Origin of the sequence: Mesoterricola silvestris (genome assembly GCF_030295405.1) — a bacterium.
In the GTDB taxonomy this organism is placed as follows: domain Bacteria; phylum Acidobacteriota; class Holophagae; order Holophagales; family Holophagaceae; genus Mesoterricola; species Mesoterricola silvestris.
Genome location: NZ_AP027080.1, coordinates 2,222,959 through 2,248,062, shown reverse-complemented (window position 1 = coordinate 2,248,062; position 25,104 = coordinate 2,222,959). Strand labels below are relative to the sequence as shown.

General features: G+C 69.7%; 20 protein-coding genes. 11 read left to right on the top strand and 9 right to left on the bottom strand.

Translation table 11 applies throughout. The features are described from left to right. Nucleotides 1–42 precede the first annotated feature (42 nt). Complete coding sequence (locus R2J76_RS09695; RefSeq protein ID WP_316415645.1) at nucleotides 43–648, bottom strand: carbonic anhydrase; 606 nt, start codon at nucleotides 646–648, stop codon at nucleotides 43–45. 50 nt (nucleotides 649–698) lie between these two features. Beyond that, complete coding sequence (locus R2J76_RS09690; protein WP_316415644.1) at nucleotides 699–887, bottom strand: hypothetical protein; 189 nt, start codon at nucleotides 885–887, stop codon at nucleotides 699–701. A 224-nt stretch (nucleotides 888–1,111) separates the two neighbouring features. Between R2J76_RS09690 and R2J76_RS09685 the strand changes: the two genes are divergently transcribed. After that, nucleotides 1,112–2,410: an EAL domain-containing response regulator gene (locus tag R2J76_RS09685; protein WP_316415643.1), complete on the top strand. Its 1,299-nt coding sequence runs from the start codon at nucleotides 1,112–1,114 to the stop codon at nucleotides 2,408–2,410. Nucleotides 2,411–2,413: 3 nt separating this feature from the next. Here the strand turns inward: R2J76_RS09685 and R2J76_RS09680 are convergent, their stop codons facing one another. Together R2J76_RS09680 and R2J76_RS09675 are read right to left on the bottom strand one after the other, a co-directional pair. Next, nucleotides 2,414–2,620, bottom strand: coding sequence for a hypothetical protein (locus R2J76_RS09680; RefSeq protein ID WP_316415642.1), 207 nt, complete (start codon nucleotides 2,618–2,620; stop codon nucleotides 2,414–2,416). A 119-nt stretch (nucleotides 2,621–2,739) separates the two neighbouring features. Continuing rightward, nucleotides 2,740–3,669, bottom strand: coding sequence for an ion channel (locus R2J76_RS09675; RefSeq protein WP_316415641.1), 930 nt, complete (start codon nucleotides 3,667–3,669; stop codon nucleotides 2,740–2,742). A gap of 153 nt (nucleotides 3,670–3,822) precedes the next feature. Here R2J76_RS09675 and R2J76_RS09670 point away from each other — a divergent pair, with 153 nt between their 5' ends. Next, nucleotides 3,823–5,715, top strand: a complete 1,893-nt coding sequence (locus tag R2J76_RS09670; protein WP_316415640.1) for a hypothetical protein — start codon at nucleotides 3,823–3,825, stop codon at nucleotides 5,713–5,715. A gap of 407 nt (nucleotides 5,716–6,122) precedes the next feature. On the opposite strand, the gene R2J76_RS09665 is transcribed toward R2J76_RS09670, so the two are convergent. Continuing rightward, on the bottom strand, nucleotides 6,123–6,809 hold the full coding sequence (locus tag R2J76_RS09665; protein WP_316415639.1) for a YkgJ family cysteine cluster protein: 687 nt from the start codon (nucleotides 6,807–6,809) through the stop codon (nucleotides 6,123–6,125). Between the two features lie 111 nt (nucleotides 6,810–6,920). Between R2J76_RS09665 and R2J76_RS09660 the strand changes: the two genes are divergently transcribed. From R2J76_RS09660 to R2J76_RS09635, 6 genes are all read left to right on the top strand, one after another. Beyond that, nucleotides 6,921–7,793 (top strand): tetratricopeptide repeat protein, encoded by an 873-nt coding sequence (locus R2J76_RS09660; RefSeq protein ID WP_316415638.1) that lies wholly within the window; start codon nucleotides 6,921–6,923, stop codon nucleotides 7,791–7,793. Nucleotides 7,794–7,921: 128 nt separating this feature from the next. Further along, a complete protein-coding gene (locus tag R2J76_RS09655) occupies nucleotides 7,922–9,277 on the top strand; it encodes a hypothetical protein (RefSeq protein WP_316415637.1) in 1,356 nt (451 codons plus the stop codon). 92 nt (nucleotides 9,278–9,369) lie between these two features. Further along, nucleotides 9,370–10,455 (top strand): hypothetical protein, encoded by a 1,086-nt coding sequence (locus R2J76_RS09650; RefSeq protein WP_316415636.1) that lies wholly within the window; start codon nucleotides 9,370–9,372, stop codon nucleotides 10,453–10,455. After that, on the top strand, nucleotides 10,439–11,548 hold the full coding sequence (locus R2J76_RS09645) for a hypothetical protein (protein WP_316415635.1): 1,110 nt from the start codon (nucleotides 10,439–10,441) through the stop codon (nucleotides 11,546–11,548). Before R2J76_RS09650 ends, R2J76_RS09645 begins: the two co-directional genes overlap by 17 nt. A gap of 84 nt (nucleotides 11,549–11,632) precedes the next feature. Beyond that, complete coding sequence (locus R2J76_RS09640; RefSeq protein ID WP_316415634.1) at nucleotides 11,633–12,247, top strand: hypothetical protein; 615 nt, start codon at nucleotides 11,633–11,635, stop codon at nucleotides 12,245–12,247. A 49-nt stretch (nucleotides 12,248–12,296) separates the two neighbouring features. Then, nucleotides 12,297–12,722 carry a DUF1801 domain-containing protein gene (locus R2J76_RS09635; RefSeq protein WP_316415633.1) on the top strand — a complete coding sequence of 142 codons (426 nt, stop codon included), beginning with the start codon at nucleotides 12,297–12,299 and terminating at the stop codon, nucleotides 12,720–12,722. 22 nt (nucleotides 12,723–12,744) lie between these two features. Here R2J76_RS09635 and R2J76_RS09630 read toward each other — a convergent pair whose 3' ends face one another. Continuing rightward, on the bottom strand, nucleotides 12,745–12,918 hold the full coding sequence (locus R2J76_RS09630; protein ID WP_316415632.1) for a hypothetical protein: 174 nt from the start codon (nucleotides 12,916–12,918) through the stop codon (nucleotides 12,745–12,747). A gap of 244 nt (nucleotides 12,919–13,162) precedes the next feature. On the opposite strand from R2J76_RS09630, the gene R2J76_RS09625 reads away from it, so the two are divergent. The 3 genes from R2J76_RS09625 to R2J76_RS09615 all read left to right on the top strand — a co-directional run bounded on the left by R2J76_RS09625 (nucleotide 13,163) and on the right by R2J76_RS09615 (nucleotide 18,932). Then, nucleotides 13,163–14,149: a hypothetical protein gene (locus R2J76_RS09625; RefSeq protein WP_316415631.1), complete on the top strand. Its 987-nt coding sequence runs from the start codon at nucleotides 13,163–13,165 to the stop codon at nucleotides 14,147–14,149. A 125-nt stretch (nucleotides 14,150–14,274) separates the two neighbouring features. Beyond that, on the top strand, nucleotides 14,275–15,999 hold the full coding sequence (locus tag R2J76_RS09620; RefSeq protein WP_316415630.1) for a sensor histidine kinase: 1,725 nt from the start codon (nucleotides 14,275–14,277) through the stop codon (nucleotides 15,997–15,999). 107 nt (nucleotides 16,000–16,106) lie between these two features. Next, nucleotides 16,107–18,932, top strand: a complete 2,826-nt coding sequence (locus R2J76_RS09615; RefSeq protein WP_316415629.1) for a PAS domain S-box protein — start codon at nucleotides 16,107–16,109, stop codon at nucleotides 18,930–18,932. Nucleotides 18,933–19,207: 275 nt separating this feature from the next. On the opposite strand, the gene R2J76_RS09610 is transcribed toward R2J76_RS09615, so the two are convergent. From R2J76_RS09610 to R2J76_RS09600, 3 genes are all read right to left on the bottom strand, one after another. Beyond that, nucleotides 19,208–22,201 (bottom strand): ligand-binding sensor domain-containing diguanylate cyclase, encoded by a 2,994-nt coding sequence (locus R2J76_RS09610; protein WP_316415628.1) that lies wholly within the window; start codon nucleotides 22,199–22,201, stop codon nucleotides 19,208–19,210. Between the two features lie 61 nt (nucleotides 22,202–22,262). After that, nucleotides 22,263–22,928, bottom strand: a complete 666-nt coding sequence (locus R2J76_RS09605) for a hypothetical protein (RefSeq protein ID WP_316415627.1) — start codon at nucleotides 22,926–22,928, stop codon at nucleotides 22,263–22,265. A gap of 95 nt (nucleotides 22,929–23,023) precedes the next feature. Continuing rightward, the gene (locus R2J76_RS09600) at nucleotides 23,024–24,850 is read right to left on the bottom strand and encodes an aspartyl protease family protein (protein ID WP_316415626.1); all 1,827 of its coding nucleotides are present in this window, start codon (nucleotides 24,848–24,850) and stop codon (nucleotides 23,024–23,026) included. Between the last annotated feature and the right edge of the window lie 254 nt (nucleotides 24,851–25,104).

The window sequence follows — 25,104 nt, the reverse complement described above, 5'->3', positions numbered from 1 at the left end:
CGCTGACCCCTTTATCGGAGCCGGGGGGCCGGAGAATTAATTTCAGGCGGCGGGACCGTCGCAGCTCACCCGCAGGTCCCGGATCAGCCCGTCCTCCAGATCGTAGATCCAGCCGTGGAGGGTCACCTGGTGGCCCCGCTCCCAGGCGCCGAGCAGCACGGGCAGGCGGCGCAGGGTCGCCACCTGGGCGATGACATTGAGTTCGCACAGGCGCCGCTGGCGCGCGGCCCCATCGGGCAGCGCGGCCAGTTCGGCGGCGTGATGCCCCTTCAGGCGGCGCAGGTGGCCGATCCAGCCCTCCAGGGGCTCCCGGGCGGGGGGGCCGAAGGCGGCCTGCACGCCGCCGCACCCGTAGTGCCCGGTCACGATGACGTGGGAAACGCCCAGCTCCTCCACGGCGTACTGGATCACCGCCTGGCAGTTCGGATCCTCCGGCAGGACCAGGTTGGCGATGTTGCGGTGCACGAACAGCTCCCCCGGCGCCAACCCGACGATCTCGTTGGCCGGCACCCGGCTGTCCGCGCATCCGATCCACAGGTGCTCCGGCGCGTGGAGGGCACAGAGGCGGGAAAAGAAGTCCGGGTCCCGCGCCACCTGCCGGCGGGCCCACGCACGGTTGTTCTCGAAAAGGGCTGGGAGGAATCGCATGCACCGTCCTGCCCCCCACGGTAGGCCAGGGGGAGGCTCCGGGGCAAGCGTCAGTTGTCGCCGGCCCGCACGGGAATCCGCCCTCCCGTGAGCGTGTGCAGGAGGTGCCCCAGGGGCAGGAGGGTGACCCCGTAGACGAACCGGAACACGGGACCCCGCCGGCGGCGGTCGAACAGGGCCTTCCGCCGTTCCGGGGCGTTACCGCCAATGCGGGGGGTATGCCTTTGGCGACGACTCATGGAAGCTCCCGATGATGACTAATAGTAAATAGATTAACGGGTGGCCCGTGGGCCCGGCCAGGGATATGTGAGGCGGTTTTTGCCTTCCATGATCTTTCCGGTGGTAAATATCTTGTAATTCCAATCCTGACAGCCGCACAAACCGTCGCTATGCTGGGTGCAGGGCCCGACGTTTTGTCCGATGACGAACCGGTGGCCCTCGCTCACCAAAATGGATCTCGAACATGACGCTACCTGAGGGTTATCCAAGCCTTGGCGCCGAACTGCACTGTCCGTGCGTTCGTGGCCGGAAGGTCCTCATCATCGACGACAGCCGCATGGCCCGGCTGCAGCTCACGGCCCTGGTGAGCAAGCTGGGCCCGGCCCAGGTGACCGAGGCGGCGGACGGCATCGAGGCCCTGAGCATCCTGGCGGAGGAGCCTGAAATCCACCTCGTCCTCTGCGATCTCCAGATGCCCCGCATGGACGGCGTCGCCCTCATCGGCCGGATCGCCGGCCTGGGCCTCACCCCCCAGCTGGTGATCACAAGCGGCCTGGAGAGCGGCATTATCGAAACCGTGCGGCACATGGCCCTGAGCTACGGGTTCCCCTGCGTGGGCATCCTCCCCAAGCCCACCACCCTGCCCGAACTGGTGACCCTCCTCACGTCCCAGGAATTCTCCGAAGGGCTCGCCGCCACCGGTCCCCGACCCGGCGGCCATGAGGCCCTGCCCCTCCAGGACATCCGCGCCGGGATGCGCAACCAGGAATTCGATTGCTACTTCCAGCCCCAGGTGTCCATGCAGGACAACCGCCTCAAGGGCGTGGAGGCCCTGGTGCGCTGGCAGCATCCCGAACTGGGCCTGCTGCGCCCCGGGCGCTTCCTGCCCCAGCTGGAGGAGTCGCCGGACACCATGAGCGAGCTCACCCTCCAGATCCTCCAGAACATCGCCGACAAGCGGGCCCAGTGGCAGAAGGAGGGTCTGGATCCGGACGTCTCCGTGAACCTGTCCGCCTCCTCCCTGAGCACCGAGGGGTTCGCGGACCGCATCTTCGAGGCCGTCTCGGCCCATTCCCTCGAACCGGAAAAGATGGTCCTCGAAGTGACGGAATCCGCCAGCACGGCCAACCTGGGCCATTCCCTCTCGAACCTGGCCCGCCTGCGCATGCGGGGCTTCCGCCTGAGCATCGACGATTTCGGCACCGGCTACGCCACCTACGAGCAGCTGGAGCGCATCCCCTTCACCGAGCTCAAGATCGACATGTCCGTGACCCGCGAGCTGGGGAAATCCAAGAAGCACGCCATCCTGGCCAAGAGCCTCCTGCGCCTGGCCCGGGACCTTCGCCTGCACACCGTGGCCGAGGGCATCGAGACCCAGGAGGGCTGGAACGTCCTCAAGACCCTGGGCTGCAATTGCGGCCAGGGCTATTTCCTGGCCCGCCCCATGCCCGCGGGCCAGATGCCCGAATGGAGCCGCCAGGAACGCCCCCACCTGGACGCCTACCACCCCGGCAACGACCGGCGCGCGGTGCCCCGGGCCTGAGCGCTACCCGATGGAGCGGATCCGCACCCCCCGCATGTCCGTGGCGGGGACCACGCCGCCGAAGAAGAAGTTGACGCACCTCCGGCAGATCACGTTCTCGTAGGGGCTGGTGGCGCGCCGCCTCCGTTCGGCGATCCAGCCGCGGCCGGGGTTGATGAGGAAGCACCAGTTGCAGCGCACGGTCCGGGGTGAAACACGTTTTTCGTTCATGGCAGTTCCATGCGAAAAAGGAAGCCCCCTGGACGGGGGCTTCGTGGGCGGGCTGGTGCCCGCCAGGGGTGGAGCACGGGTAGTATCGGCCCCTGGAATGCGGTGTCAACCCGGCAGGATCAGCCCGTCACTTCGTCCAGCAGGTTGATGTCCACCTCCATCGCGCCGTCGGCCGCGAAGCGGGTCATGGGTGCGAAACGCTGGCCCCACACCACTTCCTCCGCCGTGAACGAGGTGCGCTGGAAGAGGGTCTGGGAGAAGGTGTCATCGAAGGCCTTCACCAAAACAATGAATTCCGCATGGCTGGCCCGCAGGGCCTCGGCGTCCAATCCAGCGAGAGGGCTGGCGTCATCGATGGGATGCACCACGGTCCAGTTGGCGGGGAACAGATTGATCCGGCTCCGCTCCAGGGCCAGGGCCCGGAAGGTCCGGGCGCCGGTTTCCGGATCCAGGCGCGAAAGCACGACGTTGGCCTCCACTTCGATGAGCTGGTTGCTGCGGCGGTTCACGAAGCGGAACATGAACCCGGTGCCGGCCCGGTAGGGCGCCACCACGGCGTGGCGGCTGAAGCGGATCTGGGCGTGGGGGCGGGAAAAGCGGCCGTAGAGCAGGCCCGTGGCCAGGGCGAAGGTCAGGAGGCCCAGCAGGGACTCCAGGGCCGCCACGGCGCTGGCCAGGTGGCTCAGGGGGCTGATATGGCCGTAGCCCACGGTGGTGAGGGTCTGGGCGCTGAAGAAGAAGGCGTCCAGAAACTTCTCCAGGAGGCCGCTCCCCCCGGGCCGGGCGAAGTGCTCCATGCCCACCCCCAGGTAGATGCCGGCGAACAGCAGATTGGCCAGCAGGTACCCCAGGAACAGGAGCCCCAGGAAGGGCGCCCCCCCCATGGTGATGAGCCGGTGATACATCTCGTAGGGGCGGAACCAGGGCAGCCCCACCCGCCGCACATTGAAGGTGCCGTCCTTGTTCACCCAGCGGGTGGCGGCGGACCGCAGGCCGAGGCCCAGGTCGTCGCCCGGCGGGATTCTGTCGAAGGGGAGCGGAGTGGCCATGGGGCCCCAGGCTAACACCCCCCGCCGGGGTCGCAGGGGCAAATGATACGGATCGGCTCATCAATGCGCCGCTGGGAGAAAGGCGACCGCAGCCCTCCGCACTGCTACCCTGGGATTCCGCATCACTCGTACCCTTGCAGGAAGGCGCCTTGGATGAACACTCCGAACGAGCTCAATGGGCCTGGGACCCGAGAGGAAGCGCTCCTGCGCCTGGAAGGGGCCCGGCGCCAGGCGCGCCTGGACCTGGAGGCCGATCCCGCCCGGTCCGCGGCCTTCGGTGAGCAGGTCCCCAAGCTGCGCCTCGCCGGCATGCCGGGCAGCAACCACAACCCCAAGGCCGCGGGCCGGATCATCGCCGCCGCGGGGGACGAGGGCCGGTGGTTCCTGGCCCTGCTGGGGCCCGAGGAGGGCCTCGCCAAGGTGATCACGGAGTTCCTGCCCCAGTTCGGCCTGGATCCGGAGCGGCGCTTCCTGGCGGCCCTGGCCTGCGCCGGCGTGGAACCGGCCAAGACCCTGGAACGCCTGGACCAGGCGGCCCTGGGCTCCCTGGACGCCAAGCTGGCGGTGGTCCTGGTGGCCCTGGCCAAACACCCCGCGCTGGATTTCGAGGAACAGAAGAAGATCGAGATCCTCTACCATTCCGGCGGCGACGAGGGCGCCCAGGACCTCCAGCGCCGCTTCGAACAGGCCCGGTCCCGGTCCCAGGCCCACGTGCGCCACCACCTCCTGAAGCTCGTCCCGGAAGCCGTGCGGCAGGATCCGGGGGCCTACCACCAGGTGCTCCTTTCCCTGCTGCGCACCGATCCCTACGGCACCCTGGAATGCATGCGGGATCCGGAACTGGCCCCACCGTTCCGGGACATTCCCCAGGCCACCCGCCTGGACCTCCTGGACACGGTGGCCTCCTTCGGCCTGGGCTTCGCATCCAACTACCTGGACCTCTTCGCCATCGAGGACACGCCCGAATCCCGGGGGCGCCTGCAGGCCGCCTTCGCCCAGGACCTCACCGCCGGTTCCAGCATCTACGGGGCCTACGCCCTGGAGGGCGTCCAGAACTACCCCTTCGGCCTGGGCAAGATCGAACCGGTTTTCCCCCGCCGCATCTCCAACCCCGAGGCCCTGGCCTACCTGCGCAAGGACGACGCCGTCAGCGTCATGCCCAGGACCTACAGCGCCGTGGAGGTGGGCAACGCGGTCAACCTTCTCCAGGAGCGCGAGGTGCTCCGGTTCCTGGAGATGCTCAAGGCCGATATCTTCCTTTCCTGGAAGTCGCAGTACTCCGAGAACAAGCGCGCGGTGGTCTTCGGCGACCTGGATCTCAAGATCCGCAACATCCTGTTCCTCCTCGCCCACGCCACCTTCCGGGACAACGCGTACTTCGACGATCTGCTGGCCTTCATCGCCGCCACCCACCCCAGCACCGCGGGCAACGAGGCCCAGCTGCACCTCCTGGCCAACCGCCACTTCTTCCTGGAGGTCCTGGGCATCAACCCGGGGCTCCTGTTCAACAGCCCCCAGCGCGGCGCCGCGGCCCTGCGGGCCCCCATCGAGGAGGTGAAGAACTTCCGCATCCTGTACCTGCTCCACCTGGCCATGTCCATCCATCTGCACGTGGGCGACACGCTCTTCCGCAACGTCCCCATCGCCTGGAACATCCTCCAGAAGCAGGGCGACGGCCTCCTGGACACGGCCATGCAGGAGGTGCTGGGCTTCTTCGACACCCTGGACACCCTGCTGGTGCTGGGCAAGCCCGTGGTGCCGGACCTGCGCGCCTGGCTCCCGGTCATCACCGACGCCCTCACCCAGGCCCTGCCGGAACTGCCCCTGGAGCCCGGCGAACCCGGCCGGATGCCCTCGCTGCGCCTGCTCACCCGGGACGCCGTGGCGCGCCACCGGGAGCTCCTCAACGCCTACTGCCTCCAGGTCCTCCGCGAAGGCGCCGCCCGGGCCGGGGTGGGCGTCACCAACGCCATCCAGAACCTCCGCCTCCCCCGCACGAAGACCGACAAACTCTTCGCGCTGCTGGAGGAGGACCGGAAGCGCTAGTAGTCGTACGGGTCCCAGACGTTCGCCCCGGATCGTTGCTGCGGGCGGGGCCCGCAGCAACGGAAAGCACTCAGCTCGGCCATGGGGCTGTGTTGTCACCCATTGGCCCCGCCCCACCGTGAGGGCTCGCTTCGCGTGGTTCTTTGAGCATGTCGGCTCGCGCCAATGCTGTCTTGTTCCTAACCACTTGCCGCCTACCTGGGAGGCCTGTTCATCCCCTTTATCCTTTTCATCCGATTCATCCCTGTTCCCGCAGGGCCAAGGCTGGGATGGGTCGGATGAACAGGATGAAGGGGATCAGCATTCGAACTCAGGCCGTTCCCGGCTGAGGGGCCAGACCGCGGGTTTCACGGAGTGACTATCGGCTGGCTTCGGGAGTGATTGCTGGGGAGGATCGGGAACCTGGGCTAGCGCAGGTCCAGGAGCAGCCGGCCCATGGTCTTCTTGACGGAGTCCCGGTGGATCGTGAAGACGGCGCTGATCAGGTAGTTCACTTCCACGTACGTGATCCCGGCGGCTTCCGGGTCCGGCTCGCCGTTGTGGGGGGTGCAGTGGGCGTCCGTGCCCTCGGCCAGCTGGGCGCGGCACACCAGGGGGCGCACGGGCCAGATCGCGCAGGCCCGGTCCGGGCCCAGGAAGGCACAGCGCCGGTCCGCGTCCGGCTGGTCATCCCAGGTGGTGGTTCCCGTGTGGTCGCCGGCGGCGTCCACGTCCACGTGGCGCAGTTGGCGCTGGAGCTTTCCGTAGTCGATGGCGATGGCCCGTTCCAGGCAGTGGGCGTGGATCGCGCGGGCCTCTTCGAGGGTGCAGTACACCAGTTGGTGGCAGCAGTTGGCGCAGCCCTTGTGGCAGAAGGGGGGGGCGTAGCCGAACCGGGCATCCCGGGCGAGCAGGGTCCGGATGAGGTCGTCCACCCGCGCCTGGGCGGCCCGGGCGCGATCCCGGCCCCCGGCCACGTACGGCGCGGCCGCGCGCTTGAGCTCCTCCCAGAAGACGCCGGCCCCGGCCTCCTCCAGTTCGTCGAAGAGGTTCCCGTAGCAGAGCAGATCGCCGTCCCCCATGACATGCTTCTCGACCCATTCCCGGGGACCCATCGCCGCTCCCGCAAAGGGCCAGGATAGCGGGTCCGCCGGGGACCGTGGCAATTCCCCGGCATGCGTGTTATTTCTGGATGGAGGCAAGATTCCATCGCCCCGCGGTGCGCCATGAACCCCAAAGAGCTGCTCCAGTGCGGTGACGAACACCGGAAGGCCCGGGATTACCAGGCCGCGGTGCCCTACTACGCGCGGGCCCTGGACATCGCCCCGGGCAACCGCCGGGCCCACCTGTCCCTGGCGGACGCCTACCGGGGCCTGGGCGAAACGGGAAAGGTCATCGAGATCCTGGAGCGCTACCTGGCCACCAGCCCCGTGGACGCGGAGGCCCACTGCCGCCTGGCCGATGCCCACAAGAAGGCCCGCAACCGGGACGCCGCGCTGGCGCACTACCGGAGTTCCCTGGCCCTGGACCCCCGGAACCGCTACGCCCTCATGGGCCTGGGGGACCTCCACCACAAGGCCGACGAACCCGCCGAGGCCCTGGCCTGCTGGGAGCCCCTCCTGGCGATGATCCCGACCCTCGTCAACGTCTGGACCCAGGTGGGCAACATCCACCGCAAGGCCCAGGCCTTCGACCGCGCCGAGGCCTGCTACCGCACGGCCCTGGACCTGGAGCCCGGCAACGGGTACGCCGTCTTCGGCATGGCCGACTGCCTGCGGGGCCTGGGCCGCTGGGAGGAGGCCCTCCCCCTCTGGGAGGACCTGCTCCGCCGGGATCCCGACCAGCAGGTGCTCACCCGGGCCGGGGACTGCTACCTGCGCCTGGGCCTCCTGGACCGGGCCCAGGAGATGTACGAACGCAGCCTCGTGCACGGCTTCGACAAGGCCACCCTCCTGGGCCTGGCCAAGGTCCAGCGCCTGGGCGGGGATTACGAAGTGGCCCACCAGATCTACCGCCAGATCCTGGAGCGCCACCCCGGCGATGCCCGCACCCTCGCCCTCCAGGCCGAAGCCGTGGCCGAGCAGACGGCAGCCTCCTAGGAGCCTGGCCGGGGAGATCAGGTTCTGCCTGCCTGACCCCATCCCAAAGGGAACCAAAGCCCCCCATAACTCATTCATTGCTTTGGACCCGGGCTGTGCGATGCGCGCCCAACGTTTGAAGGAATGCCATGCGCTTGCCCCGCATCCCCGTCGCCCTGTGCCTTGTCGCAGGGTCCGCCCTGCACGGCGCGGGGGGATACCTCACCATCGAAAACAGGACGGCCGCCCGCTGGATTCTCCAGGAACAGGAATCCAAGGGCCTCCGCGGCTCCTGGGCCCCGGCCAAGGCCGGGGACGCCGGCCCCGCGGGCACCATCGCCCCGGGTTCGGCCCTGACGGTGAGGATCGAGATCCCGGCGGGCGCCACGGCCCCGGACCTGCACCTGAGCCGGGAGGGCTCCGTGGAGCCCCCGCTGCCGCTGGCCCTGGGCACCCTGGACTGGGACGCCCCGTGCGGGGCCCGGTTCACCTTCCTCCTCAAGCCCGAAGGCACGCTGGTACGCAAGGCCGGCCCCGCCTTCGCCTCCCCCCTGCCGACCCCGGGGCGCGCCCAGGAGGAGTCCCCCCCGGTCCCCCTGGATATCCGGGAAGAACCCCGGATTCCGGAACCCCTGGCCGGGATCCCCGTGGCCTGGCAGGCATGCACCACCGGCATGCCGCGCATGGCCGTCATCAACGCGTCCCCAGCCGCCTGGGCCATCCTGCCCTGGGAATCCAACGGCCGGAGCTTCATGCTGAAGCAGGGCGGCGGCCTCGTGGAGATGGCCGCGGGCGCCCGGCACTGGGTCCCGCCCAACTGGACGTCCGTATTCGCGGCGGAAGGGCCCCACGCGGTCTTCGGCCTCATGGACACAGGCCGGGCCGCGCCCCAGGCCCTGGTGTGCCTGGATACCCAGGGCCTCCGGCTCGTGGCGCCGCCCTCGCAGGCCCCGGGGGGCCCGCCGCCGGGCGTCTTCCGCATCCGGGCCGAGGACAGCCAATCCTTCGTCATCGTGAAGGGGGCCTACCCTCCCCCCTCCCGCACCAAGGCCCGGGCCTTCCCCCCCCTGCCCGCGCATTCCCCCGTGCGCCAACCCTCCCCCGCCGGGGCGCAGGCCGATCCCCAGGCCTTCCTGGACCTGGAAGGCGAACTGGCCTGCGAGGTGGCCCTCATCCTGCTCAATGAGAGCGCATCCACCTGGCATCTGGATCCCCTGGAGGTCGCCGACGGCGGCATCAGCATCCGCGAACCGGATGGCGAATTCCTCATCCACCCGCGGGACGCGCGCATTCCCCTCCAGCCCGGCGAACGGACCATCCTCGCCCTGGGCGGAGAGACCGGCCGGTTCGCCGTGCAGGACGCCCTTTCCAGGACCGTGGCCGTGGCCTCCGTGGATGCCGATGGCGTGACCTTCGGCGCCGGGGGCGACCGCACCGCGCCGGGGGAACGGATCCGCCCCATCCCCGGCACGACCCGCTCCTTCGTCATCACCGGAACCCGCTGACCCCGCCCCTTCCCTCCGGATACCCGGCCCCTCCGGCCGGGTCCGTGCCCGGGGCCTGCTCCAGGCCCTTCCTTCACCCCAAAAGGACTCCCATGCAACGCCTAGGTACCCTCACCCGCATCGCCGCCTCCCTGACCCTCTTCGCCAGCTCCCTGGTGGCCGGCACGGTCACCCTCCAGCACCGGGGGCCCGAAGGCACCTGGAAGCTTTTCAAATCGGACGCCATCCTCGCCACCGACCGGGGCGCCGCTCCCGCCTGGTCGGCGGAGACGCTGGAACCCCGCGGCCAGGCGACGCTGGACGTGAGCCGCGCGGGGACGCTGGAATTCTACCTGCTGGACGAGAATCAGGTGGCCTGTCTCCTCACCGTGACCACCGGCGCGGACGGAAGGTCCACCCTGGAAGCGAGGTCCCTCACCTGGCCCACCTACCTGGGGACGGCCATCCAGCGTCCGGCCGAAGATGAAACCAGCACCCGCCTGGAGATCCGCGCCCGCACGTTCGGGACGTCCTATTTCGGCAGCGCCATGGTCCCCCTGGCCCTCCCCCGGCTGGGGGCCCCCGCGACACCGGTGGCCCCGCGCCCCGAGGCCGTGCCCGCCACCCTCCCCGCCCAGGCGGACGAATCGCCCCTTCCCGCCGTCCGGGTCGCGGCCCTGGACCCAGAACCGTTCAAGGAGGAGAGTAAACGATCCCCGGAGACCCTCCCGCACGTGCCCGAGGAGCCCGCCTCCCCGGCCACGGCCCCGCACATCGGCGGCTTCCGGCACCGGGACGAAAGCAAGGTCTCCACGGCCTGCGGGGGGACCGGGCACAAGGCAGGGGAGGCCGCCGCCACGGCCCCCCACGGCGACCAGCGGCTCCTGGAAACCCTGGACCATGTGGGAAGCGTGGCGCGGCGTCTCATGAAACGGGTGCGGGCCCACGACAGGACCTTCTTCATCATGAAGAACACCGGTGACCAGACCTTTGACCCCCATGCCAACAGCCAGAGGGAAGAACTGCGCATCCTCCATGCGATCGAGTACCACCTCCTGGAGGCCCTGGAGGTCTGCAACGGGCGGGTGGGCGAAGCGGCCTTCGACACCCTGGCCAAGGGCTTCCAGACCCAGCTCACCTCCCTGAAGCCCTACTTCAAGAAACTGGCCAGCGTGGATCGGTATGTGCAGAACCGCTAGGCTTGCCGCCGAAGGGGCCCTGGCGCTGGCCATGGCGCTGGGTCCCGCCCGGGCCCTCGCCATGGATCCTCCGCCCGGGAAAAAGAGCGCCCCCCCGCAAACCGTCCTCACCGTCGTCCCCACCGCCTCCGGCGGCGACCGGATCGTCCGGTGCCTGCCGGACGGCACCTCCGTCCCGGTGGCCGGCGCCACCGCGGCCGCGGACGATGCGGAGGCCTTCGCGGAGGATGTGCCGGCCCTGGAGGCCCGCCTGGTGGGGGTCTCCCAGGCGGTCCAGGCGGGGGAAACCCTCTTCTTCGCCGAACGGAACCGGGTGCGCCGCATCGGCCCGGACCAGCGGGTGGCCACGGCCGCCACCGCCGAAGGGTTCGTCACCGCCCTGGCGGTGTCCCCCCGGGATGGGACCGTCGTGTTCAGCTCCCAGTCGGCCAAGGGGGCCTGGCTGGTGCAGCGGATCAACCCCGCGGGCCAGGTGGAGGTGATCGTCGGCCCCGCGTCCTCCCGGGCCGCCTTCGCCCACCTTCCCCATCCCCTGCGCAACCGCGTCAACAGCCTCGCCTTCACTCCGGCCGGGGACCTGCTCGTCGCGGAGAACGGCACCCCGGGCAAGGCGGGCCAGGGCTCCATCCACAGGCTCCGGGCCGGCGGGCCGGGAGGCCCGGCCTGGCTCCCCCTCGTGCGCATCGCGGGGGGCGGCGCCCGGCCCCCCTCCGCAACCCCTTCCCTGGGCCACCAGGTGGATCTGGACGCGCCCGGAAGCCTCGCCGGGGCTCCGGACGGCGGATGCTATTTCGTCCACTGCATGCACCGGGAATCCAAGGGAGCCTCCCTTCTCCAGGCCTACGGGCAGCAGGTGTGCCGCCTGGAGGTTTCGGGGCGGATCACCGCCCTGGCCGGGGGCCTGGAGGAAACCAAGGGGGATCCCGGAACCTGGACGCCGCAAACCTGGTTGCCCCTGGCCAGCGGCTCGGACATAACCCAGTTGCGCGTGCTTCCGGATGGCAGTCTGATCGCCGTGCTGGAGACGGGCAAACAGGTTCCCGTCCCACCGGCGAAAACCTCCGGCTTGGCCCCGGCGGTGCCTTGGGTCTAGGGTAGAGGTATGAATACCGTCGGCCGAACCTTCGCCCTGTTCCTATGCACCGCAGCCCTCGCCGGGCAGGTCCCGCTGGACAGGATGGATCTGCCGAACCGGATCCTGGCCCAGGAGATCCTCCGCAAACCCCAATTCTCCTTCCAGACGACGACCCCGCCGGTGGACGTGCGGGTGGCCACCATGGAGAAGCTGTTCGACCACCCGCGACTGGCGGCGGCCATGTGGCGCGAGTGCCAGTTCGTGCCCCGGCTGTTCGCCTTTCCCCTGCCCTCCGAAGGCCTCATCGTCGATGACACCCGGGGCCTCAAGGGCACCCTGACCCTGGCGTACCGTGAACCCGGCAAGCGGGTCTACCTCATCGACGGCCGCGTGGAGAAATGGCGCATGGGCAACCCCTTCGCCGTGGGCGCCAAGATGGTGGTCATCTACACCTACTGGCGGGGCCCCAAGGGTTTCCAGAGCCACCTGCAGACCTGGACGACCCTGGACAGCGCGCTCCTGGGCACCCTCACCCGCCCCTTCAAACGGTACATCCAGCACCGCCAGGAGGAGTTCATGGCCTACATCCTGGGCAACATGTCCCACGGCGGGGAATTCGCGGAACACAGCTACGAGAATTTCCTGGGTCCCATCCGGCGGGAGGGGGACCCGGTGGCGGTGCGGGACTATCTGGAGGTCTTCGGGAAGCACCGTTGAATCGCCCCCATGCCCTGCTCCCAGTCCCACCCCTGACCAGGACGGCACCATGAAAACCAGGAAGCCAGACCCGGCATCATCCGCCCCCGACCTCATTTCCGCGAGGATCGCCGAACTGGCGGATTGGCGCGGCGAGACCCTCGCCCGCATGAGAGCCCTGATCCTGGAAGCGGACCCCCAGGCGGTGGAGGAATGGAAATGGATGGGTACCCCCGTGTGGTCCCATGCCGGCATCCTCTGCACGGGCGAGTCCTACCGCCACATCGTGAAGCTGACCTTCGCCAAGGGCGCCTCCCTGGAGGATCCGGACGGGCTCTTCAACGCGAGCCTGGAAGGGAACGCGCGCCGGGCCATCGATATCCGGGAGGGGGAGACCGTGGACGGGGAGGCCTTCAAGGCCCTGGTGCGCCGGGCGGTGGCCCTCAACCTCGCGTCCAAGGCCAAGGGGAGCCGCCCCGGATCCCGGAATCCCTGAGCACCGGGCCCGCCGCGGGCCGTCAATGCTCCGGCTGGACGGTTTGGGTCTGGCGGTCGACCTCCGCCTGCAGGGCCGCCGCGGCTTCCAGGAAGGATTTCTCGCCCGTCTCCTGGGCCGCCGCATGGAGCTGGTGCAGGAGCCGTTCCGCGAAGTCGAAGGAGATGTGCAATTGGGGCGTCGTCACGGTGGACATGGCACCTCCGGAAAACCGATCCCAAGGTTAGGTCGAAAATCAACAACCGCCACCAGATCGGGGCTCAGGAAAAACTGGTCGATCGACCAAACATGATGACGGAATGCCGCCCGTGCATTCAAAATCGGAACGTCTTCCAAACAAAATCAGAGCTATCCTTGAAGTTGCTCGATGTTAATCGAACGATTGAACATGTGATCGATCGACCAACAAGGCTCGTACCCATCCCCCCCCCGGAGAATCCATGCGCCGTGCCGCCGTGCTGCTTCTGGCCGCGCTTTCGGGCGCCGCCTTGGCCGCGCAGGAGATCTCCGCGGGGGCCGGGCGCCTGCACGGGATTGGCGGAAAGGCCGCCACCTACACCTGGCAGCTGCAGTACCTCCGGAAAGCCGCCGCCCCCTGGGGCTGGAGCCTCACCTGGATCAACGAAGGCCACCTGCCCGGCCACCACCAGGATGGGGTCGCCCTGCAGGTCTGGCGCCTCCACCGCATGGAGCACAACAATCTGAACCTCGGGCTCGGGCTGGGCGTCTATCGCACCTTCGACACCTTCCGGGACGCGGAACCCGACAGCTACGGCAACGGCCACGCCCTCAAGCCCATCCTCAGCCTCCGGGCCCGGTACCCCATCCGGGGCGGCCCCTGGGACGCCTTCGTGCAGGTGAACCGCACCCTGGGGCCGGAGCAGCGCCAGACCCAGGCGGCCCTGGTGGGACTGGGCACGCGGTTCGGCACACAGGCCCCGGCCGGCCCCGCCCTCCCGAAGCGCGAACGCGAAGCTCCCGCCAACGAGCTCTCCTTTCTCTTCGGCCGCACCATCCTCAACAGCTTCGAAAGCGAGGCCACGGAATTCCTCCAGTCCTTCGCGGTGGAGTACCGCCGCCGGCTGTCCCGGCACGTGGATCTCTCCTTCACCTACTGCGACGAGGGGGGCATCGACGCGGCCCGGCGGGACGGGGTGGCCGCCCAGGTGTGGCTTTCCACCCGCACGCCGGATCGGGCCTGGATGCTGGGTTTCGGGGCGGGCCCCTACGCCTGCCGCACCTTCCCTCCCCGGGAGGAGGGACCCGCCGCGGACACCGTGAACATCCGCACCAGCGGCCGCATCTCCATGCTGGTGGGCCGCACCCTGGGCGGGCACTGGGGCGCGCGATTGCAGTGGAACCGCACCGCCACGCGGAACCACCGGGATACGGATGCCCTTCTGGCGGGCCTGGCCTACGCCTGGTAGGGCCCGGAGGAAAATTTCCGGAGCCCCTTGGTGAATGCCGTAATCCTGGCAGACTTGACGCACCGACGGAAATTTGAACGGAGTGGCTGCGGATGTCCCGTAACAACAGCAGGGTTTTGTGGAAGGTGATCCTGCTCGCCTCCGTTTGCTGCGCCGGGATCCTGGGGCTCTGGTGGTGGGGGCTCGTGCAGGCCCCCCGGGCCCAGGCCCGGGTTCGGGCCGCGGATGCCCTCACCCAGATGGACCGGGCCGTGTCCCGGGAAATGAGCCGGGCGGAAACCACCGCCCTGGCCTTCGGCGCCTGGTGGTCCCGGGAGGAGGGCCGCCTGGATGATCCCGAGAAGCTGCAGAACGTCATTTCCTTCCTGGAGCAGGGGGCCATCGTCTCGAACCTCATCCTGAGCCGCCAGGACGGGGATTCCGCGTGCGTGGTGCGCAAGGACGGGGAATGGAACCTGGTGCTCTTCCCGGGGGGCCGGAACCCCAGGCGGTACCGCATGGACCACGGCAGGTGGGTGCCCGGCCCCACGGATCCCCACGAGGTCTACGACGCCCGCACCCGGTTCTGGTACCGCTTCGGGGCCGCCCAGGACCGGCCGGCCTGGACCCCGGAGGCCTACCGGTTCTACACCTCCAAGGTGGGGGGATTCACGTACACGGTCCCCGTGCGCAACCGCCGGGGCCTCCTGGAAGGCGTCATCGGCGTGGACGTCTCCCTGGAGGAACTGACCCATGTGATCTGGGACCAGCAACCCACCCCGGGGACCCGCATGGTCGTCACGGACCCGAGGGGCCTGCTGCTGGTCCCGCCCCGGACCCCGGAGATGCTCGACCGGGAAGCCCGGTTCGATTGCCAGCTGAAGCCCCTGGCGGCCCGGGTCCCCCCGGAGCCCCTCCTGCCCTTCGGCAGGGCCGTCATCGGTGCGGTCCGGACCCATGCCACCCCGGGGACGCCGGAAATGCGGCTCCAGGTGGCCATCCCGGAGGAGGATCTCTTCCCGGGCCTGGGGTACCGGAGGGCCGCGTCCTTCCTCCTGGCCCTGGGCGCCGCCCTGGGCGTGACCTGGAGCATCCTGGACCTGCACCGGCGGGTCGTGCGCCCCATGCGGGCCCTGACCCGCCAGGTGGAGCACAGCCAGCGGGTGGCTTCGGTGGGGATGATGGCCCCCGGCATCGTGCACGACGTGAACAACCAGCTGGGTGTGGTGCTGGGCCAGCTCGACCTCTGCCAGAGCCAGGCCAAGGACCACCCCGGCCTCCAGCCCCGGCTCAAGGCGGCGGAGGGCGCGGCGATCAAATGCGCCGAAGTGCTGGGCGGCCTCCTGGATTTCAGCCGGCAGGACCCCGGCAAGCGGGAGCTCCTGTCCCTGAACGCCACGGTGGCGGCCAGCGTCTCCCTCCTGCGGGGCGTGCTGGGCAGGCGGATCCGGGTGGAGGAGGACCTGGGGCCGGATGTGCCCATGCTCTTCGGGGAGTCCGTGAAGCTGCAGCAGATCATCGTCAACCTGGGGCTCAATGCCCGGGATGCCATGCCGGAGGGAGGCCTGCTCACCTTCCGGACCTTCCGCGCCGGGGGCAAGGCCTGCCTGGAGGTGCGGGACACCGGGTGCGGCATGGACGGGGAGGTGAAGCGGCGGATCTTCGAACCCTTCTATTCCACCAAGGAATCCGGAAAGGGCACGGGCCTCGGCCTGGCCATGGTCGCCAGCATCGTGGCCGACCACGGGGGCGGGATCCGGGTGGAATCCGAACCCGGCGCGGGCACCACCTTCGTGATCGAACTGCCGACATCTCTCCGTTTACCGACTTCCGACCGGAATTCCGACAAGGAAGCTCTGGAAACCCGGTGATAGAGATGAGACATTCTTAGCAGCAGCCTGGGGCCACCCAGCCCTTTTTCAATTCCGCCGGGCGTTCCATGGCTTTTCAATAATTTGTTTTTTCCAAGGAACGTGAAGTGCTCACTCCACGCTTTTCCGATCCCCCGGGAGGCCAGGGGCGTACCGCCCCGTCGGGGTGGTCGCCCCTCATGGACGCCCTGGACCAGGGCGTGCTGCTCCTGGACCCGGACGGGAGGTACGTGGAGGCGAACCGCGCCGCCAGCCGGATCCTGGGGCTGGACCGGGAGGCCCTCCTGGAAGGCGGCCTGGAGGGGAGCCAGACCGGTCTCTTCCTGGGGGACGGTTCGGTCCTGCCGGTGCAGGAGGCCCCCGGGCGGGTGGTGCTCCGCACCGGCCAGCCCGTGCGGGACCGTGAACTGGTGTGGACGGGCAGGGACGGCCGCCGGCAATGGCTCCACGTTTCCGCGGAGCCCCTGGCCGGGGGCGGCGTGCTGGTGAACTTCAGCGACATCACCCGGCGCATGCGCGCCGCCGAGACCCTGCGGTCCTCGGAGGAGAAATTCTCCCGGAGCTTCCATGCCAACCCCGACAGCGTGGCCATTTCCAGGCTTTCGGACGGCGTCTACCTGACGGTGAACCAGGCCTTCCTCCACACCACGGGATTCCGGGAGCACGAGGTCCTGGGCCGCTCCTCCCGGCCCGAGGACCTGGACATCTGGGTGGACCCCCGGGACCGGGAGCGCTTCCGGGAGCTCCTGCAGCAGGACGGCAAGGTGCTGGGGTTCGAGGCCCAGTTCCGGCGCAGGGACGGCGGCGTGCTCACCGGGCTCATTTCCGCGAGCCGCATCGACCTGGACGGCGAACCCTGCATCCTCACCATGACGCGGGATATCACGGAATGGAAGGACCAGGCCCGGCGGCTGGAGCGCATGACCCAGCTCTACGCCGCCCTGAGCCAGGTGAACCAGGCCATCGTCTGGGCCCGCACCCCCCAGGCCCTCATGGACATGATCTGCGAAGCCCTGGTCAAGGAGGGGCGCTTCGCCCTGGCCTGGATCGGCTGGCACGACCCCGCCGACGCCGGCATCGAGATCGCCAGCCGGTGCGGGGACCCGTACGCGTACCTCGACCGCTTGCGCATTCCCACCGACGCCCCGCCGGAGCGCCATGGCCCGGCGGCCTCCGCCCTGCGGGAGGGCCGCCCCGTCATCGAGAACGATTTCCTGGCTTCCAGCGAAGGCGCCCCCTGGCAGGGCGCCGCCCGGAGGTCCGGGTTCGCCTCCGCCGCCGCGTTCCCCATCCGGAAGGCGGGGGCCGTGCGCGCGGTGCTCATGGTCTACGCGAAACAGAAGGGCTTTTTCGGGACCAACGAGACCGCCCTCCTGGAGGAGGCCGCCAGCGATGCCTCCTTCGCCCTGGAGCACCTGGAACTGGACCTGAAGCGGAAGGAGGCGGAGGAATCCCTGCGCAGGATCTCCGCCGCGGTGGAACAGAGCCCCCTGGGCATCGTGATCCTGGACCGCGAATGGAAGGTGGAGTACGTGAACCCGCGGTTCACGGAGATGACCGGCTATTCCCGCCCGGAGATCGTCGGCCGGAATCCGATCTTCATGAAGGCGCCTTCCACGCCCCTGAAGGACTTCCTGCAGATCCGGGTGGCCCTGACCCAGGGCGGGGTGTGGGAGGGCGAGTTCTCGAGCCTGCGCAAGGACGGCGGGATCTTCCATGAGCGGGCCACCATCGCGCCGGTGCGGGACGGCTCCGGCGCCGTGACCCACTACATCACCTTCAACGAGGACATCACCGAGCACAAGCGCGCCAAGGAGATCCGCAGATCCCTGGAGGCCCAGCTGGTGCAGGCCCAGAAAATGGAAAGCCTGGGCAACCTCACGGGGGGCATCGCCCACGACATGAACAACGTGCTCGGGGCTATCCTGGGCCTGGCCACGGCCAAGTTGGCCGCCCTGCCCCCGGACACCCCCGGCTACCCCACCTTCGAAACCATCGCCAAGGCCGCCCTCCGGGGCGGGAAGATGGTGCGCAGGCTCCTCACCTTCGCCCGGGTCATCCCCGAGGACGTGGCCAGCCTGGACCTGAACGCCATCCTGCTCGAGGAGGTCGAGCTGCTGGAGAACACCCTCCTGGCCAAGGTGCGCCTGGAGATCGATCTCACCCCGGGCCTCCGGCCCGTGCGCGGCGACGCGGGGGCCATCTCCAACGCCTTCCTCAACCTCTGCGTCAACGCCCGGGACGCCATGGCCGAAGCCGGCACCCTGACCCTGCGCACCCGGAACGTCGATGCGCGCTGGGTGGAGATCCAGGTGGAGGACGACGGCGCCGGCATGACGCCGGAGATCCTCGCCCGGGCCCAGGAGCCCTTCTTCACCACCAAGCCCCAGGGCCAGGGCACCGGCCTGGGCCTCTCCATGGTCTACGGCACCGTCAAGGCCCACCAGGGGGAGATGGAGATCCAGAGCCGTCCGGGCGCGGGGACCCGGGTGACGCTGCGCTTCCCGGCCGCGGACGACGCCCTCCCCGAACCCGCCGCGGCCGGCCCCCTGCCCCCGGACGAGGCCGGACCGCTGGATATCCTGGTGGTGGACGACGACGATATGATCCGGGCCTCCATCGGAGAGGTGCTGGAGGTGCTGGGCCACCGGTCCACGGCCTTCGCCTGCGGGGAGGATGCGCTGGCGGACCTCGGCCGGGGCCTGCACGCCGACCTGGTGATCCTGGACATGAACATGCCCGGCCTGGGCGGCGCCGGCACCCTGCCCCGCCTGCGCGAACTGCGTCCCCAGCTGCCCGTGCTCCTCACCACCGGCCGCAGCGACACCGCCGCCCTGGAGCTCCTGGACGCCTACCCCTCGGTGGCCATGCTGGCCAAGCCCTTCCGGCTGGACGACCTGAAGCAGTCCTTGAGGAAGTTCAGGATGGCCTAGAATCGCGATGAAGGGGCGGTTCCAGGTTGAACAGATCCCGGTTCATCCCATCCATCGGCGTTCATCCCTGTTTTCGCAGGGCTGGCGCAGAGTTGGGTCGGAGCGCACGTTACTCGACGTCCATGACCCAAAGGTGGCGACAACTCCCAGCGAAACTTCAAACGGGGATAAACAGGATCCAGGGGAAAGAGCAGGATAAAGAACGTCAGGTCAAAGCTGGAGCCCGATCACCGAGAACAACCTATCGATTCAGGACCTAGGGTTTGCCGACATACCTAGGTCCAGCGCAGGGCTTCCGTTCCCTGGACGCTCGCGCGCAGGCCGAGGCCTTCCGCGTCCCCCGGCGCCTTCAGGAAGTCCTCCACGGCTTCGGCGGACGCGCACTGGCCCCCCAGGCCCACCCAGGCGTCCCGCCCGCTCTGCTTGGCGGCGTACAGACAGCGGTCCGCCACGTCCACCACGCTGGTCCAGGGCACGTCCCCGGCCCGGACGGGGACCAGGGGATAGGGGCAGAAGCCCACGGAGCAGGTCTTGGTGATGTGCAGGCCGGAGCCCAGATCGAAGGGCCGGGAGCGCATGGATTCCAGGATCCGGGCGGCCAGCGTGGCGCCCTGGGAGCGGTCCATGCGCCGGGCCACCACCAGGAACTCCTCGCCGCCCCAACGAACGACCGTATCGGAGGTGCGGGCCACTTCATGCAGGCGGTCCCGCACCTGCTGGAGCACCTTGTCCCCGGCCGCGTGCCCGTAGGTGTCGTTCACGTCCTTGAAGTGATCCAGGTCCACCATGAGGAAGACCATGTCCACGTTGCCCTTCAGCGTCAGCGGGGCTTCGCCCGGCGTGGAACGGTGGTCCCGGCGCGCCGAGGCCAGGTCCTCCTCCAGCGTCAGGTCCAGGAAGCGCCGGTTCTTCAGGCCCGTGAGGGGGTCGGTGACCGTGAGCTGCTGGAGGGATTCGTTGGCCCGGGCCAGGGCCAGGGTGCGGGTCTCCACCACGCGCTCCAGTTCGCGGTTCCGGTCGTTCAAGGCCTTCAGCCGCAGGCGCACCGCCAGATAGGTCAGCCCCGCCAGGCCCGCCCCCGCCAGGCACCGGAACCACCAGGTCTGGTACCAGGCCGGCAGCACCCGGAAGGGGAAGGCCGCGGTGGGGCCCCATTTCCCTTCGGACAGCCCGGCCCGCACCTCGAAGCGGTAGGTCCCCGGGGCCAGGTTCTGGTACCGCACCTCCCGGATGTTGGTGGTCCGCCAGGCATCCTCCATGCCCACCAGGCGGATCTGGTTGAGCACACGCGCCTCGTTGAGGTAGGTGAGGCCCGTGAACTGGAATTCCACCGTGGCGTCCCGCTTGGGGATCCCGACGGTGCCGGTGAAGGGGAAGGAAAGCACCGTGCTCCCGAAGGACGCCGACAGGATGAAGGAGGCGGGCGGCGGGGGGGAGCCCGCGTACCGGCCCTGGTGGAACCGGGCGAGGCCCCCCAGGGTGCCCACCCACACATCGCCGCCGGGTTCGGCCAGGAAGGCGCTGCCGTTGCATTCGTCCCCGGGCAGGCCGTCCATGGTGCCGAATTCCTGGAAGCGCGCCCCGTCGAACAGGACGCATCCCTGGGAGGTGCCCACCCAGAGCCGGCCCAGGGTGTCCTCGCGCATGAAGTAGGCCTTGCGGGCCGTGATGCCGCTGGCGGCGTCGTGGTGCTGGACCAGGCGGAGCTGGTCCCCTTCACGCCGGAACTGGCTGAGGCCCTGGCGTTCGTGGTAGCTCACCCAGATGTCGCCGCCGGGGCGCTCGAACACCGCCCGCACATCCGGGTCCAGCAGTCCCTGGGCCTTGCCCAGACGGCGCCAGGCGCCCCGCTCCAGCACCAGGATCCCATTGGAACTGGCCAGCCAGAGGCGGCCCCCCTGGCCCTGGGAAAGGGCGATCACCCGCTCCCCCTGCACGGCGCCGGGCAGGACGAAGGGCTCCACCGCGAAGGAACCGCCGCTTTTCACCACCCGGAACAGGCCTTCCCGGCGGGTCACCACCCACAGGGTGCCCTGTTCGTCGAAGGCCATGCTGATGATCGTGGAGGTGGGCCGGGCCCATTCCTGCCAGCGGGAGGTGCCGGGCACCCAGCGCCGGAGCCGCGCCGGCGCGCCGCCCATCCAGAGCGCCCCGTCCGGGGCCACCGCCAGGGCCAGGAAGGCCTGCTTGGCCGTGCCGGGCACCAGGGACCACTGGCCGTTCCGGGTCTCGCACAGTCCGTTGCTGGTGCCCGCCCAGAGCCGCCCCTCCCGGTCGCGGGTGATGGACCACACCACGCCGCCGGCGATGCCGTTCTGGTAGGTGTACTGCCCCCAGGTCTCGCGGCTCAGGGCCCGGTGCAGTCCCAGGCCGCCCACCCAGAGGCAGCCTTCCCGGTCCTCCAGCGCCCGGTTCACGTAGGGCGTGGGCAGGCCCTGCACCTGCCCGAGGTACTCCCAGGCCTCGCCCCGCACGCGCACCAGGTCGTCCACGGTGGGGATCAGGAGGGCGCCGGTGGCCGTGAGCGTCAGGGAACCATCGTAGGCCGCGGTTCCCACCCGCCGGGAGAGGTCCTGGAACGGAGCGCCCTCCACCGGGCGCATCCAGAGGCCGGCCCGGGAACGCACCCACAACCGCCCTTCCCGGTCCTGCAGGACCGCGTCCAGCCGTTCCTTCCAGGGGCCCGCCACCTCCACCGGTCCCCGGTTCCCGGCCTCGTACCGCAGGAGCCGGGTTCCCGTGCCCACGTACGTGGCCTTGCCGGCCATGGCGATGCAGCGGGCCGGCTGGCCCGGGACCCAGCCCGGGGCCGGTTCGAAGGCCAGGGCGCCGGGGCGCTGCCTGAAGAGGCCCCGTTCCGTGGCGACCCACAGGAGGCCCTGGGGGTCCGGGGCCAGGGCGAAGACCTCCGCCTGGGGCACCCCCTGGTCCGGCCCCAGGGCCCGCATCCCCCCGGGATCCCTCAGGGCCAGGCCCCGGGCGGTGCCGATCCAGAGGCGCCGGCCCCGGGAGGCGCACAGGGCGCGGACCCAATCGTCCGGCAGCCCCGACGACCTCCGCAGCACCTGGAACCGCTGGCCGTCATAGCGGTAGAGGCCGTCCTCGGTGCCCACCCACAGGAATCCGTCCGAGTCCTGGTCCAGACACCACAGGGACAGGTTCTCGAGCCCCTGGGCGCTCCCGTAGCTCTGGAAGGGGATCCTCGCCACCGGAACCCTTGGGGGCCCCGCGCCGCCCAGGACCGCCAGGGGCGAAAGGGCCCACGCCATTCGAAGCGCGCCCGCGAGGAGCGCGCCTTTCCTGGGCCAAGCACTGGGTAATTTCATCCGGTCACTGGGGCCGGAAGGCGCCGGGAACCCGGTGCCGGAACCGGGACAGCCCCAGGCCCTGGGGTACCCAGAATTCCAGCAGGGTGCCCCCGGCCGGGGATTGGGGGATGCGCGCCAGGTCCAGCTGCCCGGTGCCCGCCTCCACCTGGATCAACTTGCCCGGTTCCGCCCAGGTCGCCCCGTCGTCCCAGGACCACCGGAGCCAGATGGAGGAGGCGCCGGCGGACGCGGACCGGGTCAGGACCCAACCCACGGAGACATCCTGCCCGTTGGCGGCGTCGAAGAAATCCATGGCCGGCGCGGGCAGGTCCCGGGGGGTCGCCAGGCTCGCCACCACCTGGCTTCCGCGGCCCACCTTCAGGCTCCTCAGGGCCGTGCCGAGGGGGACCTCCACCCGCCAAACGACCGCGTCCCCCTGGTCCCCCCCGCCGGGATAGACCTCCACTTCGCAGGGCACCTCCGAGGCCTTGCCCGCGGCATCCGTGAAGGTCGCGCGTCCGGTCATCGCCGTCCCCTCCCGGTGGGGGCGCTGCTGGATGCTGCCCAGGGTGGTGGACTGCAGGGCCCCCCGCCGGAGGGTGGAGCTTCCGCAGTAGACCGCCACCTCGGCGGCGCTCAGGCCAAGGGCAGTGATTCCAAATAGGCAACCCATCAATCGCAGGGACATCATTCCAGGCCTCACTTCAATGTAGCCCAAGTATCCCGAGGTATTGTTGCAAAAGTGTGACGAAATCAACAAAATACGCTCGCGGAGGGCAGGCCTCAGAGGATCTCGCGCAACACCAGGCCCGTGCTCCAGACCCGGTCGCCCCGCTGGACCTTCAGTTCCACCCGGGTCCCCGGCCGGGATTTCTGGGACAGCGCCCTCAGGCGGGGGGCCTTCCAGCGGTCCAGGGGCTCGCCGTTGATGGCCAGGAGCCTGTCGCCGGCCTGGAGGCCGGCTTCGGCGGCCGGACTGTCCGGGAACACCTCCTCCACCCGGGAGGTGTCCAGGGCCCCGCAGCGCATGCCCGTCAGGCTCCAGCGGTCGGGCTCGCCCTGGTGGGCGTTGGGTTCCAGGTGGATGACCTGGTTCCGGTAGTCGAAGGTGAGGTCGAACCGCGAAAGGAACCCCTGCCCCACGTTCCCGGCGGCCGAATCGTCCGCGAAGGCGCCGGATTTCGCCGTGGAGAGGACCACGATGGGCGCCTTCATGGAGGCGCCGCCCAGCTTGAGCTCCCGGGCGCGGATCACGTGGCCCCGGGTCTCCCCCCCAGCCCCCTGCCCGGTGACCGTGGTGATGGACCGGGAGGCCTTGGCCTTCAGGCCGTGCTTCCCGGCGAAGGGGCCGTACACGTCCAGGGTGGCCCCGGACCCCGTATCGATGTCGAAGAGGCCGGGGATGCCGTCCAGCTCGCCCTTCACCCGGGGATGGTGGCCGTTGAACGTGAACGGCAGGGCGAAGCCCTTGCCCGCGTGGAGCCAGCCTTCGGGCCGCCACAGGGTGAGCCGGTTCGCGCCGTAGTCCACCCGGGCGATGAAACGCCGGAGCAGTTCGTAGCCCACGACCCCGGCCACGTCCAGGTCCATCATCTTCCCGATGCCCTCCAGGCTCGGAATGATCAGGAAGCGCTGGTCCTTCATCCAGGCGGAGCCGATCTGCACCCGGTCCACCCGGGTGATGCCGAAGGACTCGGCCGCTTCGCCGGCGCCATGCCCCTCCAGGCTGCCCTGGTTCTCCAGGCCCAGGGCCCGGGCGGCGGTGGGGGTCAGGATGTTCACCCCCCCGGTGTCCAGGAACAGGCGGAAGGGCCCCTTCCCGTTGAGGGTGGCCATGACGAAGAGGTGATCGGAAATGAACTCCAGGGGCACCGTCGCGCTGGCCGCCCCCGGGTCCAGGCCGAAGTCGGCCAGGGCCAGGACGGGGCGGGCGAAGGCCTTGGGGGGGAGCGGGCCGTTCACGGTGATGGCGGTGTATTCCACCACGGTGTTCTGGGTGGGATCCGCCTTGGGCGTGACCACCCGGAAGGGCAGCTTGACCCCGGAAACCTCGCGGTAGTCCTGGAAGAAGGTGGTTTCGGATTCCCCCTCCCCGGTCTTCACGAGGCGTTCCGGGAGCCAGGTGCGGCCGTCCACCCAAAGCTCGAAGGCCCGCTCCGCGTTTTCCGGCTTGACCGACAGCACGTGGAAGCGGTCCTCCCGCAGGCCCAGATAGGTGATGGCGGCCTTGCAGCGGTCGGGGAACCACAGGGCCCGCATCGTCCAGTAGTTCTGGACGGCGGGATGCTCCACCGGTTCCAGGCGCACGTCCCCCGTGCCGTCCTCGGTCCACCCCGTGGTGCCGTCGAAGCCGTTGGCGCCCTTCAGGGCCCCCAGATCGTAGCGGCTGGCATTGCGCCCGTCCGTGACGCATTCCAGTTCCTCCAGGGTGCCCTTCATGCCTCCCGTCGCCAGGGTCCCCCGGGAGGCCAGGTGGGTCACCCGGTCCCAGGCCGCCCCGCCCAGGGCCTCCTTGGCCTTGGCGAGCACCTGCGCCGCCGACGGCAGCGGCGCCGGCGCCGCCAGGGCGGGGAGGGTGGTTCCAAGCAGGAGGAGGGCACGCAGGTTCATGGAGGCGACCTAGAATTCTTCGGGTTTCCGGGCGGGGATCCCTTCATGATAGCGGGCGGCCTGGGCCTGGGGTCAAGGCGCGGCGGCCCTCAGCCCAGGGCGGCCATTTCGTCCATGCCCCCGGATGGCAAGTCCTCATCTCCTTCATCCCCTCCATCGGCGTCCATCCCTGTTGCGCAGGGCCAAGGCCTGGATGAGTCGGCGCTTGCGGGTAATGCATGCGCCGACCCAAGCCATCGCCGGCCCTGCGCCAC